This is a genomic window from Rheinheimera aquimaris (assembly GCF_020531985.1).
GTDB lineage: Bacteria > Pseudomonadota > Gammaproteobacteria > Enterobacterales > Alteromonadaceae > Alishewanella > Alishewanella aquimaris.
This window is the reverse complement of sequence record NZ_JAJAVQ010000007.1, coordinates 43,563-58,688: the sequence shown is the minus strand read 5'-3', so window position 1 is coordinate 58,688 and position 15,126 is coordinate 43,563. Positions and strand designations below refer to the sequence as shown.

Sequence of the window (15,126 nt, the reverse complement as noted above, 5' to 3'; positions counted from 1 at the left end):
GCTATTCGCAGTAACACTACACTCCCATAACTAACACGAGTTTAACCAGTGAGCGAAATAAACTGGACTGCCCTGCAACAGGCAGCAAAAGACGCCGCGGCGCAGGCTTATGCGCCTTACAGTAAATTCCCGGTCGGTGTTGCTGTGCTTGCTGCCAGCGGTAAGGTTTATACCGGCTGCAATGTTGAAAACGCCTCTTATGGCGGCACCATTTGTGCTGAACGCAATGCTATTGCCGCTGCAGTAGTTGCCGGTGAGCGTAAGTTTGAGGCGCTTGTGGTATATACGCCCCAAACCATGTTAACGCCACCATGTGGTATTTGCCGCCAGGTGATTGCAGAGTTTTTCAGCCCGGATGCACCGGTGGCCAGTTGTAATCATATGCAGCAACAGCAGCAGTGGACCCTGGGCGAGTTGTTACCTGCCGCTTTTACCCCAACCTATCTTGCCAATAGCACTAAAGTTGGAGCTTAATGCATGATTCCACAGGAAATTATTAAAGCAAAACGTAATGGTGGCAGTTTAAGTCAGGCTGAAATTAAGCAATTTGTAAAAGGCTTAACCGACGACAGTTTTAGCGAAGGGCAAGTGGCCGCACTGGCAATGGCCATTTACCTCAATGGTATGAGTGTCGATGAAATTGTTATGCTAACCCTGGCGATGCGGGACAGCGGCACCGTACTGAACTGGCAGGGTAAATTAAATGGCCCTGTGGTGGACAAGCACAGCACAGGTGGTGTCGGTGATAAGGTGACACTGATGCTGGCACCTATGGTGGCCGCTTGCGGTGCTTTCATGCCAAGTATCGCCGGCCGGGGCTTAGGTCATACCGGCGGCACAGTCGACAAGCTGGAAACAATACCGGGTTACAGCTGTACACAAAGTCTGGAAAAAATCAGTCAGTTGTTGCCCAAGCTTGGCTGCGTCATCGTTGGCCAAAGTAGCCAGCTGGCTCCGGCAGACCGGCGTTTATATGCCATCCGTGATGTTACGGCTACCGTGGAGTCTATTCCGCTTATTACTGCCTCCATTTTGTCCAAGAAACTGTCTGAAGGCCTTGACGCGCTGGTAATGGATGTAAAAATTGGTAACGGTGCCATTATGCGCACCGTCGACGATGCTTCCGCGCTGGCCAACAGTATTGTCAACGTTGCTAATGGTGCCGGTGTGTCGACCCGGGCGCTGCTTACCGATATGAACCAAATTCTCGGGGCCACCGCCGGTAATGCACTGGAAGTTATGGAAACGCTGGATTATTTAACCGGCAAATACCGTGAGCCACGTTTACATCAGGTGACGTTGGAACTGGGTGCTAACATGTTAACGTTGGGTGGTTTATATCAGGATAAGGCCAGTGCAATCAAAGCGCTGGAGCATAGCTTAAGCTCAGGTAAAGCCGCTGAGATATTCGCCCGCATGGTATCGGCGCTTGGCGGGCCAGCCGATCTGATAGAAAAGCCTCAACAGTATCTGGCGTCGGCGCCAGTGGTGCAGGATGTAGTGGCGCCTGCTGACGGTTATGTCAGTTACCAGGACACGGTAGCGCTTGGCATGGCGGTAGTGCGGCTGGGTGGCGGCCGTTCACATCCGAGCCAGCAGATAGATCCGGCAGTCGGCTTCAGCCAGATTGCAGCCGCCGGCACTCAGGTGCGGCGGGGGGATGTTCTGGCGCGGGTGCATGCAGCAAGCAATGATGCTGCGCAGGTTGCCGGGGCAGAGTATTTAGCGGCGCTACGCATAAACGCTGCGCAACAAGCTGCCTTTCCGTTACTGCATCACACCATTGGCTAGCATCAGTTAGCACACACAAGGCACTGGCAGCACCTGATGTTTTTAGCTACAGTTAATGCAGTTAAAATTCAGGTGTTGCCATGTTAATACGGTGTCTTGCTCTGCTGTTTTGTTGCGGTCTTCAGGCTAAGCCACAGCTTATATGGTTACACACTGACTGGCCTCCACATCAGATTGTCAGCGGACCTTTTCAGGGGCAAGGCACTTTTGACTTGCTGCAACAACAACTTAAGGCAGCGATGCCGCAATTCGAACATCAACAGCGTCTGGTCAGTCTGGCACGGCTGGAGCAAATGTTCCAGCAGCAGGACGAAACAGTTTGTACCATCGGTACGCTCTATTCCGCCGAACGTGCCCAAACCAGGTTATTCTCAGAGCCAATAGCGGTTGGCGCAGCACTGGCGGTTGGTTATCTGCCGGGTAAGCTGACATTACATCCATCCATGCAAAAAGAAGGTGTGAATATCGCAGAGCTGGCGCAGGACGGCAGCCTGATTGGTGCCTATCAGGCAAACCGGCTATACCCTGCGCAGATGCAGCAGTTATTGCAACAGGGAGGCAGCAACCTCAGCAGTCAGGCCTTTACCAGCGAGCTTAATGCAGCAGCATTGCTCGGCAGCAACCGGGTTGATTACGTGATTGAATATCCGGAGCGGATGCAGTACTACAGCCATCTGTTGGCGCAACCGGTTGTATTAGAGTATCGGGCAATCGCAGGCGCCAATGTCGCCAGTGTTACACATGTCGCCTGTACTTTTGGCAAGGTTGGAGAAGCCGCAATCGCCGCAGTTAATCGGGCTCTGCCTGCGTTATGGCAAAGCCCGGCGTATCTGGAAGCCATGCTCCGCTGGCTCGATGATAGCAGTCGTCAGCGCTTGCAACCTGACGTTGCAGCACAACAGGCAGCACTAGTGCAGCTTCAGCCTGGGTCGGACAATACGGTTGATGCGCGCGACTAAACTGATCACCAGCATTTTTATCCAGCCATGCAGCGCTACCTGATGCATACGATATAAAGATATATAAGCCAGTCGGGCAATTCTGCCCTCAATCATCATCGCGCCGCCAACCAGGTTGCCCATTAAACTGCCAACAGTGCCAAAGCGGCTTAGTGAGATCAGTGAACCATGATCGTTGTATTTGAAGTCTTGCAGTGGCTTACCACTGAATTCAGCCAAAATATTACGTGCGACCAGGCTTGCCATCTGATGTGCTGATTGTGCCCGAGGGGGGACCCACTTGCCATCCGGTAGCGGAAAACCGGCGCAATCACCTATAGCGTATATCCGGCTGTCATTTGTTGTCTGCAGCTTCGGGTTTACCAGCAGCTGGTTCAAACGGTTGGTCGCCAGGCCATCAAGCGATGCCAGAAAATCCGGTGCTTTGATGCCTGCCGCCCAGACCATCAGTTCGGCCTCCAGGTGTTCATCACCCAGCTGCAGGCCGGCTGCATTTGCGGCCGTGACTTTAGTGCTGGTGCGCACTTTTACGCCGAGCTTTTGCAGCTCTTTTAATGCTGAATTAGCTATACGTTCTGGTAACGCCGGCAGAATACGCGGCCCGGCTTCAATCAGGCTGATATTCAACCGATCTTTACGCAGGTCATCAAAACCGTACAGGTTGAGCTCGGCTGCAGCATGATACAGCTCTGCTGCCAGCTCAACCCCAGTTGCGCCTGCACCGACAATAGCAATGTTCAGTGTATCTTTCGGATGACCGGGGGAGTTTAGCTTCAGGTAGGCGTCAAGCAGATGGCGGTGGAACCGGTTGGCTTGTGCCGGGCTGTCCAGAAAAATACAATGCTGTGCCACGCCGGCAGTATTGAAATGATTGGATACGCTACCGATTGCCAGCACCAGATAATCATATTGCAGCGCTCTTGAAGCCAATACCTCTTCACCGTCATCACCCAGAACCGGTGCCAGAATGACTTGCTGCTGCTCCCGCTTAATACCGGTTAAACTGCCAAGCTGAAAGTCAAAACCATGCGCTGCCGCATGGGCACGATAACTGAGCTGGTCTATTTCAACATCCAGCGTACCGGTTGCCACCTCGTGCAGCAGCGGTTTCCAGATATGAGTATGATTGCGGTCTATCAGGGTAATGCGGGCTTTGCCTTTGCGGCCCAGTTTATTACCTAAGCGGGTAGCCAGTTCCAGGCCTCCCGCGCCGCCACCAATAATGACAATATGCGGTTGTGTCATCAGGTACTTCCTTCTGCTAAAAATAAAGCAATGCACTGCTTGCCTGGCGCAAATTGCAGGCAATAAAAAACCGGCAACTAGGCCGGTTTTTCAGTTAACTTTTTTGCCGTTTCATGGCTTCGAAGAACTCGTCGTTGGTTTTGGTCATCAACAGACGGTCAATCAGGAACTCCATACATTCGGTCTCATCCATTGGGTTGAGAATTTTACGCAGGATCCACATTTTCTGCAGCTCTTCCGGCGACGCCAGTAACTCTTCACGGCGGGTACCAGAGCGGTTAAAGTCGATGGCAGGGAACACACGGCGTTCAGCGATTTTACGCGACAGGTGCAGTTCCATGTTACCGGTACCTTTAAACTCTTCGTATATGACCTCGTCCATCTTCGAACCGGTATCTACCAGCGCTGTTGCGATGATAGTTAAGCTGCCGCCTTCTTCTACGTTACGGGCCGCACCGAAGAAACGCTTCGGTTTGTGCAGAGCGTTGGCGTCAACACCACCGGTTAATACCTTGCCTGAACTTGGAATAACAGTGTTATAAGCGCGGGCTAAGCGGGTGATCGAGTCCAGCAGAATAATAACGTCTTTTTTATGCTCAACCAGACGTTTGGCCTTTTCGATCACCATTTCGGCAACCTGCACATGGCGGCTGGCCGGTTCGTCAAAGGTTGAAGCGATAACTTCGCCTTTTACCAGGCGTTGCATCTCGGTAACTTCTTCCGGCCGCTCGTCGATCAGTAACACCATTAATACGCAATCAGGGTGGTTGGCTGCGATAGACTGGGCGATGTTTTGCAGCAAAATGGTTTTACCGGCTTTCGGTGGTGCAACGATCAGGCCACGTTGTCCTTTACCGATAGGCGAGGCTAAATCCAGCACCCGGGCCGTAATGTCTTCCCGGCTGCCATTACCACGTTCCATCCGCAGGCGCGAGTTAGCATGCAGCGGCGTTAAGTTTTCAAACAAAATCTTATTGCGGGCTTGCTCTGGGCGGCCGAAGTTAACTTCATTTACCTTAAGCAAGGCAAAGTAACGCTCACCTTCTTTCGGTGGGCGGATAAGGCCAGAAATGCTGTCGCCGGTGCGCAGGTTGAAGCGGCGGATTTGGCTTGGTGAAACATAAATATCGTCGGGGCCGGCCAGGTAAGAGCTGTCACCCGAGCGCAGAAAACCGAAACCATCCTGTAGGATCTCCAGTACGCCATCACCGAAAATTTCTTCGCCGTTTTTGGCGTGGGATTTTAAAATGGCGAAAATAATGTCCTGTTTACGCAGGCGGGCCATATTTTCCAGGCCCATAGACTCAGCCAATTCAACCAGCTCGCTAATCGGCTTCAGTTTCAGTTCTGTTAAATGCATATTGATGGGTTTCTTGTTGATATATAAACAGGGTAATGCTTATCGGTTCGATAAAATAAGGTTTGGAAGTGGTTTTTCGACAGACAAGCGTGGTTTAGAACGTTTTACTGGCTACACAATAGCAGCTGACTACTGGTGCGTCCAGCGTTGAAACAGAAAAAGGCGTATAAAAATACGCCTTTTGCTTAAATCAGATATTGCTGTCGAGAAATTCTTTTAACTGAGTTTTCGACAAAGCGCCCACTTTAGTCGCGGCAACCTGACCGTTTTTAAATAACAGTAAGGTTGGGATACCACGGATACCGAACTTAGGTGGGGTATTCGGGTTATGGTCGATGTTAACCTTCGCAACGGTAACTTTGCCCTGATATTCCGCGGCAACATCGTTCAGAATCGGAGCGATCATTTTACATGGACCACACCACTCTGCCCAGAAGTCGACTAACACCGGCGCTTCGGCTTTCAGGACGTCGGTTTCAAAGCTGTCATCAGAAACCTGTAAAATAAGTTCGCTCATTTGTATCTCCGCTAGTGCTATGCAGCCTGGCTGCAAAAAAGTGTTATCAATTTAAACGTGGCTGTTCCTTATTGCAAGCGTAACGGTTATGCTTAGCGCCGTATGAATAAAACACACTTAACTACACATAAATTCGCCGATTTTGCATTGGCACCACAGGTTCTTGACGCTTTAAATGCGCAAGGTTTCGGCTATTGTACGCCCATTCAGGCTCAATGTTTACCTCTGGCATTAGCCGGTAAAGATATTGCCGGCCAGGCCCAAACGGGCACGGGTAAAACACTGGCGTTTTTAACAGCAACATTCCACCATCTACTAACGCATGAGCCCAGAGGGTCCGGCCAGCCGCGCGCCATTATTATGGCCCCTACGCGGGAGTTGGCGGTGCAGATCCATCAGGATGCGAAAATGCTGGCAGAAAAAGCCGGCTTGCGCCTTGGCCTGATCTATGGGGGCGAAGGCTACGATACTCAACGCCAGTTATTGGAAAATGGCGTAGATATTTTAATTGGCACAACCGGCCGCTTAATCGATTACTTAAAACAAGGCCTGTACGACTTATCGCAAATTCAGGTTGTTGTGCTGGATGAAGCTGACCGGATGTTCGATCTGGGCTTTATCAAAGATATCCGTTTTATGTTCAACCGCATGCCACCTGCGACAGAGCGGTTGAGTCTGCTGTTTTCTGCCACTTTGTCTTATAAAGTGCAGGAGCTGGCATTTGAGAAAATGAACCAGCCAGAGCATATTCATATCGCGCCGGAAGAGATGACCGGCAGCCGCATCAGTGAAGAGCTGTTTTACCCGTCAGATGAGCATAAAATGCCACTGTTACTGACGCTGATGGAAGAAGAGTGGCCAGACAAAGCCATTGTATTTGCTAACACCAAACATTGGTGTGAAGAAGTGCATGCCTGGCTGGAAGCAGACGGTCACCGAGTGGGTTTGTTAACCGGCGATGTTATTCAGAAAAAGCGCTTGCGTATTCTGGAAGATTTTACCAGTGGTAAACTGGATATTCTGGTCGCTACTGATGTTGCGGCGCGCGGTTTACATATTCCTAAAGTCAGCCACGTGTTTAATTACGACTTACCCGACGACTGCGAAGACTATGTACACCGCATCGGACGTACTGGCCGCGCCGGTGAAAGTGGTAAGGCTATCAGTTTCGCCTGTGAGCGTTATGCGCTGAACCTGACAGCAATAGAAGACTATATCCGTCATCCGATCCCGGTGACACAATATGATGCCGGCGCACTGCTGGAAGATATTAAAGCGCCGAAGCCGCGGGTTCGCCGTCGCGCAGGCCAGGCCAGAACCGGCAGCCGTAGTGGCTCAGGTGGACGCAGCAGTAATGGCGCAAGAGCCCCTCGCAACCGCCCTCGTTAATCCGGCGCAAGCTGCCGAGCAATCACCGCATCAGGATATTTATGCGGTGATTGATCTTGGCTCCAACAGTTTTCATATGCTGATGGTCAAAGTCGTTGGTGGCTCGGTGCAGGTTATCGGCCGGGTAAAGCGCAAAGTACGCCTTGCCGCAGGTTTAAATGAAAATCTGGTATTAAGCCGTAAAGCGATGAAACGTGGCTGGGAGTGTCTGGCATTGTTTGCTGAGCGGCTACAGGATATTCCGCCGCAGAACATCCGTATTGTTGGTACTGCCACGTTGCGGCTGGCCAAGAACGTTAAAACCTTTCTCAAAGAAGCCGAAGCCATTCTCGGGCAAAGTGTCACTGTAATCAGTGGTGAGGACGAAGCGCGCATTATCTATCTGGGTGTCGCCCATACGTCGAACAGTGACAGCAACCGGCTGGTGATTGATATCGGCGGTGCCAGCACTGAGGTTGTGATCGGTGCAGGCTTTAATCCGGTGTTGCTGTCCAGTCTTAATATGGGCTGTGTAACCTACCTTGAGCGCTATTTCAGCGACGATGAACTCAGCGAAGATAATTTCCACCGTGCCATTGCTGCGGCCGAGCAAGAGGCCGGCAGTATAGCCGACCAGTACAAACAGGCCGGGTGGCAGCTAGCAGTCGGCGCTTCTGGCACAGTGCAGGCGCTGCAGGAAATTCTGGTGGCGCAAGGTAAAGATGAGGTCATCACTCTCAACCGGCTGGAAGATATTATGCAGCAGGCCTTGGCGTGCGGCAGGATGGAACAGCTGCATATCACCGGGCTGGCACAGGAGCGCAAGCAAGTGTTTCCGTCCGGTCTGGCCATACTTATTGCCCTGTTCCGACAGCTGAATATTGCCGGTATGACATTATCCGGCGGTGCGCTGCGCGAAGGCGTACTGTACAGCATGCTGCCTCAGTTGCAGCACACGGATGTCCGTAACCGCACCGTTAACAGCCTGATGGTGCGCTATTTTATTGACCAGCGCCATGCAAACCGGGTGGCGGAAATGGCGTGCGAGCTGGCGACACAACTACAAAGCCGCTGGGACTTAAACAAGTTTGAAGGCCATAGCATGCTAAAAAGCGGTGCGCTGCTGCATGAACTTGGCTTATTGATCGAATACAAGAACCACCATCATCACGGTGCCTACATCATTAACCACTCTGATTTACCCGGCTTTACCCGGGCGCAGCAGCAGCTGGTGATGGCATTAGTATATAACCACAGAGCCGATATCAGCCGGGATATTATCGCCCGTCAGACGATGACATCAGTATTATTAACAGTACGGCTGACGCGGATTCTGCGTTTGGCTGTCATCCTGTCTATGCGGCGTCGGCATGAAGTGTTACCTCAGGTGGATATCAGTAGCAAAGGCGAACAGCTGGTATTGCAGATGCCAGCAGGCTGGCTGGAGCAACATCCGCTAATGCGGGCTGAGCTGGAGCAGGAAGTTCAGTATCAGCAACAGGCCGGCTGGGAATTACTGATTAAGTAACACCATCAAGCACCGGGTAAATATTACTGCAAAGTGTGTAATTCTTGCCCGGTAGCCTGCCGTCACTGCATGAGGCAGCAGGCTGTCTTTGCCGCATTATCTGATCACTCCACAAGCGATAGGCGAGCCACTGTTACCCGACGGTGAAGTACTGTAATCGTCAGCTTGCTGATGCACGACCAGAGCATGATTTTTCACATCCTCCAGCTTCATTTCACTCATCGTAACAGCCTGCTGGTTACCGTCACTATTGACACGGATCATCGGTAAGTCACCTAAATGGCCGTCACCATCAGGGCCGGCGTGTTTGCCGGTGTCTGCCGGGTCTAAATGCCCACCTGCACTGGCTGCAGGCTGCTGTGCTCCGTCTTTCATAGCGGGTTCGCAGCTAGGGTTCTGGTGCACATGAAAGCCATACTCGCCTTGCTTCAGCCCCATTAGCGCTGGTGTAAATACCAGGCCGTTAGCTGTTTCGGCTACCGTGATTTTGCCTGCGCTGTCGCCCACGCCTTCTGCGCTGACGTTGTTCATTTGCACTGTGATACTGAGTGTTTCTTCACGCGGCCCGACATTCGCAGGCACTGAGGCCGGCGACGTTTGCCCCATCGGCGCGCCAGGCGGCGTGGGTTGAGGGTTGCAGCCTGCTAACAGTCCGGCTGCGACAAACGGTAAAGATAAAGTATGTAATTTCATAATATCGCCTCACGTTGCTGAGTCATTGAACATCGCTTGTCTGGAGTGCAAGTTCAGCGCCAGAAGCGAAAACAGCAAAATGGCATGAGCTTTGCGTTACGTCTTTTTAATCAGCCTTTTTAAAAAGCGCAGGAGGTGGCAAATGCCTTACGACAAATTAACTGAACTGCCCGGCTCGGTGAAAGACAATCTGCCGAAGCATGCGCAGGAAATTTATCAGGCGGCCTTTAACAGCGCATGGGACGAATATGATTCTGCCGATAAACGCCGCGGTGACGACAGTCGGGAAGAGGTTGCGCATAAAGTGGCCTGGTCAGCAGTAAAGCAAAGCTACAAGAAAAGCGACTCAGGTAACTGGGTTAAAAAGTGATTCGCATAGTGGAGTAGCAAAATGCCGTATCTGGATGTGGGCTATGGTCATCAACTGCATTATGAAAGTGTCGGCGACATAACAACCGAAGTGCCGCTGCTGTTTGTGCACGGTGGACCGGGGGCCGGGGTCAGTGATACGGACAAAGCGTTGTTTGCAGGCCTGCAGCGGCCGGTAGTTTATTTTGACCAGCGTGGCTGCGGTCAGAGCAGGTTTGAGCAGCGTTTAAACGGCAACACAACCGAACAGTTAATTGATGATATTGAAAAGTTGCGCAAAGCCTTGTCGCTACCGAAATTGATTCTGGTGGGTGGTAGCTGGGGCAGTACGCTGAGCTTGTTGTATGCGCTGCGTCATCCGCAGTACGTCGAGTCTATGCTGCTGTGGGGCATTTTTCTGTGCCGTCAACAAGAGCTGGATTGGTTTTACCTGAACGGCGCCAGCCAGTTGTACCCGGAAGAATATCAGAAGTTTATGCATCAGGTAGGCGATGTAGCTGACCCGGTGGCGGCATATTTTGACTTGTTATCAACAGGCAATGAGGAGTTGCAGCGGGCAGCGGCGACCAGTTGGGCAAGGTGGGAAACAGTTAACTCATTTTTTGATACTGATGAGGCGACACTGCAGCGCTTTACACAGGCTGGCAGCAAGGTGCCTATGGCGTTGCTGGAAAGTTATTATTTTAAGCATCAGGGTTTTCTACCGCCTGATTATATCTTGCGTCATTGTGAGCTATTGCGCTCGATACCTGTGGATATAGTGCAGGGCCGGTTAGACACTATTTGTCCGTGCGGCACCGCCTGGCAACTGGCAAAACAGCTACCACTTTGCCGCTTGTATATTTCTCCGCGAGCATCGCACGCCGCGTCTGAACCGGAGAATTTTTCAGCTTTGCGCACTTTATTACACAAACTTGAACCTGCGGCTTGAGTACAGAGGCTGCGCATGACAGGGGAGAATACAGTGACTTCTGCACAACAGGCTAAAAGCACCAATGCTGGTTCAGCTGACAAAACACAATTGCGGCGCAAGCCTATGCTACTCGGTATGGTTGGTAGCCTGCTGTTTGTGGCCGCTTTACTCGCTGTGCTGGTGTATTTTGATGTGCACAAGCAGGTGTTGCAGTTACTGGAGTGGTTCAAGCAGCAGGGGCCCTGGGCGCCACTGCTGTTTATGCTGATCATGGCAGCCGTGGTAGTGCTATTGTTGCCGGGTGCATTGTTTACGATAGGCGCGGGTTTCGTGTTTGGTGTTATCCCCGGCTCGGTGTATGTGGTGCTTGGCACTACAGCTGGTGCGGCAGTCGCATTTTTACTTGCCCGCTACTGCTTTGGCCAGCGCGCGCGCGAGTTTGTGCTGGCACGGGCCAAGCTGCGGCTGGTGAATGACGAACTGACGCCAAACGGCTGGAAAATCGTCTTGCTAACCCGGCTGATCCCATTTTTCCCCGGCAAACTATCCAATTACTTTTTTGGTTTAACGCAGTTTTCACTGCGGGGCTATCTCGGCGGCTCGCTGCTGGGTTTTATTCCTTTTAGTGTACACAACGTCTATCTGGGATCCTTGATTGCTGACATCTCTAACTTTGACATTACCTCCAGAGAACGTTCTGTCTGGGAGTGGGGTTTATATGCTGCCGGGCTGGTTGCCGCTATCGCGGTGATTGTGTATCTGAACCGCCTTGCCAGCCGTGCGCTGGCCAAATATACCGAGAAGGAGCAGCAACAATGACCTGGCTAAAGTGGTTGCCCTGGCGTTACGTAGTGCGTTATGTCGCACACAAAAATGGTTTTATCGACCCGATTGCGTTGCTGGCGCGATTACATAACTTTGCGCAGCCCTCCGAGGTGGGAGAGCCGATAGAGCTGTTACGGGCTGGTGTAGTGTTTCATGCCCGCGGCCTGATTAACAGCAGGGTGATCCAGCATAATCTGGACTGGGTCTGGCCGTACTGGATTTCCCGTCAGTTTGACCCGGCCGATGCGTCCTTTATTCCGCGGGCTTTTTCAATAACGCATATCAATCTGACGCACCGCAACTGGACGGCCATTGGCTTGCCGGACTGTCCTGAGCTGCCGATCGTTGACCCCAGAGGCTTGTTGACGCCATTTTTGGATGGCTGGTCGCTCGATAGCTGGGTGGTGCCAGAGCAGGGCGACTGTCTGTTACCGTCGCGTAGTTTGCAAAGCCAGCAGCAGTTGCTGTTATCGGGTAACGTCAGCGTCCGCACCAAAACGTCTGAACACGGGATGACACTGATAAGCGAAGCCTCTGTTGAGCTGGAAGACGGTGCAGCAGTATGTAAGTTGCGGCTGAAAGCAAAATCGGCTCAGTCAGGGCATCTGGTGCTGGCGTTGCGGCCACAGAATCCGGAGGGAGTTAGTTTTATTCATCAGGTAAAACTGAACTCTGAGCGCACGGCATGGCAGGTGGATGACAATAAGCAGGTCCGGTTCAGTCAGGCGGCGCAGCGTCATCATGTGTCTACCTATCGTCAGGGCGACGTGTATATTCATCTGCAAGATGCAAAGGAACAGGCAGACGGTGTCTGTGATGTCGGCATGGTGACAGCAGCGGCGATGTTTGCCTTGCCGGCAGAGCAATGGCAGGAGCTGGAGGTGTCTGTGCCGCTGGCAACAGAACAACAAGTGCAGTACCAGCAGGATGCCTGGCAGCAGGAAAAGCAAAAGTGCTGCAAACTGGTGTGCCCGGATGAGCACTATCAGTTCTTATATGATGCGGCATTGGCATCGTTAATTCTGCACTCACCTGAGGATGTCTACCCCGGCCCCTATACCTATAAACGTTTTTGGTTCAGAGATGCCGCTTTCATTATTCATGCACTGCTTTGCGCCGGTTTAACGGAGCGCGCCGAACGCGCATTAAATCAGTTTCCGCCACGGCAAACTCTGCTCGGGTATTTCAGGTCGCAGGAAGGTGAATGGGATGCCAATGGCGAGGTGCTTTGGATCCTCAAACGATACTTTGATATGAACGGGCGGCAGCTGCCAGAGGACTGGCACAGTGCCGTACAAAGCGGCGCCCGCTGGATAGGGCGCAAGCGTCTGCCAGATAAAGCTGATATACCCCATGCTGGCTTGCTACCGCCGGGTTTTAGTGCTGAGCACCTTGGCCCGAATGACTATTACTACTGGGATGATTTCTGGGGCGTTGCCGGCTTGCAGGCTGCCGCAGAGATGTTCGCGCCGACTGATAAAGCGTTGCAGCAGGAGTTTAGCGACGAAGCCGGTAAATTCAGTGCGGCCATCGATAACAGCCTGGCGCATTGCCAAAAGCGGCTCAAACGCCCCGGTATGCCGGCGTCACCATACCGCAGGCTGGACGCGGGCGCCATTGGCTCATTGGCGGCTGGCTATCCCGCTCAGCTTTGGGCTGCTGATGATCCGCGATTACTGGATACCGTTGAGTTTTTACTACAGCGCTGCTTTGTCAAAAATGCATTCTATCAGGACATGATTCATTCAGGCCTTAATGCTTACTTAACCCTGCATGTCGCCCAGGTGTTACTGAGAGCGAAAGACCCACGGTATTTGACCCTGATGGATGCGGTAGCTGAACTTGCTTCGCCAACCGGGCAATGGCCGGAGGCGATACATCCTGCTACAGGGGGCGGCTGCATGGGCGATGGTCATCATGTCTGGGCTGCAGCAGAGTGGTTGCTGATGATCCGCAACTGCTTTGTACGCGAAGAAGGCCCGCAGCTGGTGCTGTGCAGTGGCGTGCCGCAGCGCTGGCTAACTAGTGCTGATCCTGTGCGGTTTGGCCCGGCACCAACCAGTTTTGGTGCTGTCAGTATTGAAATTACCCTAACCGGGTCGGAGCAGGCGCAAGTTAGCTGGCAAGCCGACTGGCACGCCGCCGGGGCCGCGCCGGCAGTCGAAGTGTGTTTACCCGGCTATCAGCCCGTCAAAGTTGCGGCGACGGATAGCACAGTTACGTTAACAAAAGCAGAGGCATAACGGATGAACATTGCAATCTTTACCAACACTTTTACGCCTCATGTGGGTGGGGTCGCCCGCTCTGTTGAAGCCTTTGTGGCGGAATATCGCAAATTGGGGCACAGAGTACTGGTGGTGGCACCGGAATTTGCCAATATGCCAGAGCATGAAACGGATGTATTCCGCGTTGCAGCCATCCAGAACTTTAATGCCAGCGATTTCTCTGTGGCGCTGCCATTTGTTGATCAGTTGAGCGAAGTGCTCGATGAATTTTCGCCTGACATTATTCATTCGCAGCACCCGTTTTTACTTGGCATGACGGCGCTGCGTACAGCACGTTACCGTCAGATCCCGTTAGTATTTACCCATCATACGCTGTACGAGCAGTACACCCACTATGTGCCTGGCGATTCTTCTACCATGCAGCGTTTTGCGGTGGAGCTTGCCACCCGTTATGCCAATTTGTGCGATCAGGTGATTGCTCCCAGCCAGAGTATCGCAGACTTACTGCAGCAGCGCGGTGTTAATACGCCGATAGCAGTGGTACCCACCGGCGTGTACCCGCAGCGCTTTGCCAGCGGTGACGGCGCAGCTGTACGCAAGCAATATGCTATTGCCGCAGATGCCACAGTAATTGGACACTTAGGGCGGTTGGCACCCGAGAAGAACCTGGCCTTTTTGGCCCACGCTGTAGCAAATGTCGCCGTAGAAAAGCCCGAAGTACACTTTCTGGTGATTGGTGCTGGCCCGTCGGAGCAGGAAATTGAACAAATCTTTACCCAGGCCGGCGTCGCCGACCGGTTACATATGACCGGTGTTTTACAACAGCAAGCCCTGATAGATGCGTTACACGCAATGAACATTTTTGCTTTCGCTTCGTGCAGCGAAACGCAAGGTATAGTGCTGACAGAAGCAATGGCAGCCGGGCTACCTGTGGTTGCGCTGGATGCCAGCGGTGTACGCGAAGTGGTGCAGCACGAGCGCAATGGCTTGCTAATACAGGAGCACACGACTGCAGCCTTTGCCGGCGCGCTGAAGCAAATAACGGCGGCGACAGCGCAGCAACGTGAAACATTAAAGCAGGGCGCAAAGGCGACAGCAGAAGAGCATGCTATGTCGCGCTCTGCGGCAAAAGCCTTGCAGTGCTTTCGGGCTCTGGCTGAGCATCAGCCGGGTACACCAAGGGGAGAGCGGGACTGGGAGGATGCACTGGCCTGGGTAAAAGCAGAATGGGATATCCTGCGCAGCATGGCTGAAGCCGGCACGGCTGCGGTTGGCAGCACGTTATTTGCTACCACTGAGGAGTAGCGGGCAGTTAATCACTTTTTACCGGGAT

14 protein-coding genes are annotated in these 15,126 nt (G+C 52.6%); 10 read left to right on the top strand and 4 right to left on the bottom strand.

Annotated features, from left to right (window positions below; translation table 11 throughout):
- Positions 1-48: 48 nt before the first annotated feature.
- The 3 genes from LHL18_RS18595 (at position 49) to LHL18_RS18585 (ending at position 2,750) form a co-directional block, all read left to right on the top strand.
- The gene (locus LHL18_RS18595) at positions 49-474 is read left to right on the top strand and encodes a cytidine deaminase (RefSeq protein WP_134058784.1); all 426 of its coding nucleotides are present in this window, start codon (positions 49-51) and stop codon (positions 472-474) included.
- A gap of 3 nt (positions 475-477) precedes the next feature.
- Positions 478-1,791 carry a thymidine phosphorylase gene (deoA, locus tag LHL18_RS18590; RefSeq protein WP_134058781.1) on the top strand — a complete coding sequence of 438 codons (1,314 nt, stop codon included), beginning with the start codon at positions 478-480 and terminating at the stop codon, positions 1,789-1,791.
- Between the two features lie 80 nt (positions 1,792-1,871).
- Positions 1,872-2,750, top strand: coding sequence for a TIGR02285 family protein (locus LHL18_RS18585; protein WP_226768202.1), 879 nt, complete (start codon positions 1,872-1,874; stop codon positions 2,748-2,750).
- Here the strand turns inward: LHL18_RS18585 and LHL18_RS18580 are convergent.
- The 3 genes from LHL18_RS18580 to trxA form a co-directional block, all read right to left on the bottom strand.
- Entirely contained in the window at positions 2,700-3,995 is a 1,296-nt protein-coding gene (locus LHL18_RS18580) for an NAD(P)/FAD-dependent oxidoreductase (RefSeq protein WP_226768201.1), read from the bottom strand. The two genes, LHL18_RS18585 and LHL18_RS18580, sit on opposite strands and share 51 nt — an antisense overlap.
- Before the next feature lie 94 nt (positions 3,996-4,089).
- Complete coding sequence (rho, locus tag LHL18_RS18575) at positions 4,090-5,355, bottom strand: transcription termination factor Rho (protein WP_134058772.1); 1,266 nt, start codon at positions 5,353-5,355, stop codon at positions 4,090-4,092.
- Positions 5,356-5,545: 190 nt separating this feature from the next.
- The gene (gene trxA / locus LHL18_RS18570) at positions 5,546-5,872 is read right to left on the bottom strand and encodes a thioredoxin TrxA (RefSeq protein WP_134058770.1); all 327 of its coding nucleotides are present in this window, start codon (positions 5,870-5,872) and stop codon (positions 5,546-5,548) included.
- A gap of 102 nt (positions 5,873-5,974) precedes the next feature.
- On the opposite strand from trxA, the gene rhlB reads away from it, so the two are divergent.
- Both rhlB and gppA read left to right on the top strand, forming a co-directional pair.
- Complete coding sequence (gene rhlB / locus LHL18_RS18565; protein ID WP_134058768.1) at positions 5,975-7,261, top strand: ATP-dependent RNA helicase RhlB; 1,287 nt, start codon at positions 5,975-5,977, stop codon at positions 7,259-7,261.
- Positions 7,227-8,768 carry a guanosine-5'-triphosphate,3'-diphosphate diphosphatase gene (gene gppA / locus LHL18_RS18560; protein WP_134058765.1) on the top strand — a complete coding sequence of 514 codons (1,542 nt, stop codon included), beginning with the start codon at positions 7,227-7,229 and terminating at the stop codon, positions 8,766-8,768. The genes rhlB and gppA overlap by 35 nt, the downstream gene beginning before the upstream one ends.
- 96 nt (positions 8,769-8,864) lie before the next feature.
- On the opposite strand, the gene LHL18_RS18555 is transcribed toward gppA, so the two are convergent.
- Positions 8,865-9,461, bottom strand: coding sequence for a superoxide dismutase family protein (locus LHL18_RS18555; protein ID WP_226768200.1), 597 nt, complete (start codon positions 9,459-9,461; stop codon positions 8,865-8,867).
- Positions 9,462-9,603: 142 nt separating this feature from the next.
- Between LHL18_RS18555 and LHL18_RS18550 the strand changes: the two genes are divergently transcribed.
- Genes LHL18_RS18550 through LHL18_RS18530 form a run of 5 tightly spaced genes read left to right on the top strand, consistent with a single transcriptional unit; the run spans position 9,604 to position 15,098 of the window.
- Complete coding sequence (locus tag LHL18_RS18550) at positions 9,604-9,831, top strand: ChaB family protein (RefSeq protein ID WP_134058762.1); 228 nt, start codon at positions 9,604-9,606, stop codon at positions 9,829-9,831.
- Between the two features lie 21 nt (positions 9,832-9,852).
- Positions 9,853-10,761, top strand: coding sequence for a prolyl aminopeptidase (pip, locus tag LHL18_RS18545; RefSeq protein ID WP_226768199.1), 909 nt, complete (start codon positions 9,853-9,855; stop codon positions 10,759-10,761).
- Between the two features lie 33 nt (positions 10,762-10,794).
- Positions 10,795-11,562 (top strand): TVP38/TMEM64 family protein, encoded by a 768-nt coding sequence (locus LHL18_RS18540; protein WP_226768198.1) that lies wholly within the window; start codon positions 10,795-10,797, stop codon positions 11,560-11,562.
- Positions 11,559-13,811, top strand: a complete 2,253-nt coding sequence (locus tag LHL18_RS18535) for a hypothetical protein (protein ID WP_226768197.1) — start codon at positions 11,559-11,561, stop codon at positions 13,809-13,811. Before LHL18_RS18540 ends, LHL18_RS18535 begins: the two co-directional genes overlap by 4 nt.
- A 3-nt stretch (positions 13,812-13,814) precedes the next feature.
- Entirely contained in the window at positions 13,815-15,098 is a 1,284-nt protein-coding gene (locus tag LHL18_RS18530) for a glycosyltransferase (protein ID WP_226768196.1), read from the top strand.
- Positions 15,099-15,126: the final 28 nt, after the last annotated feature.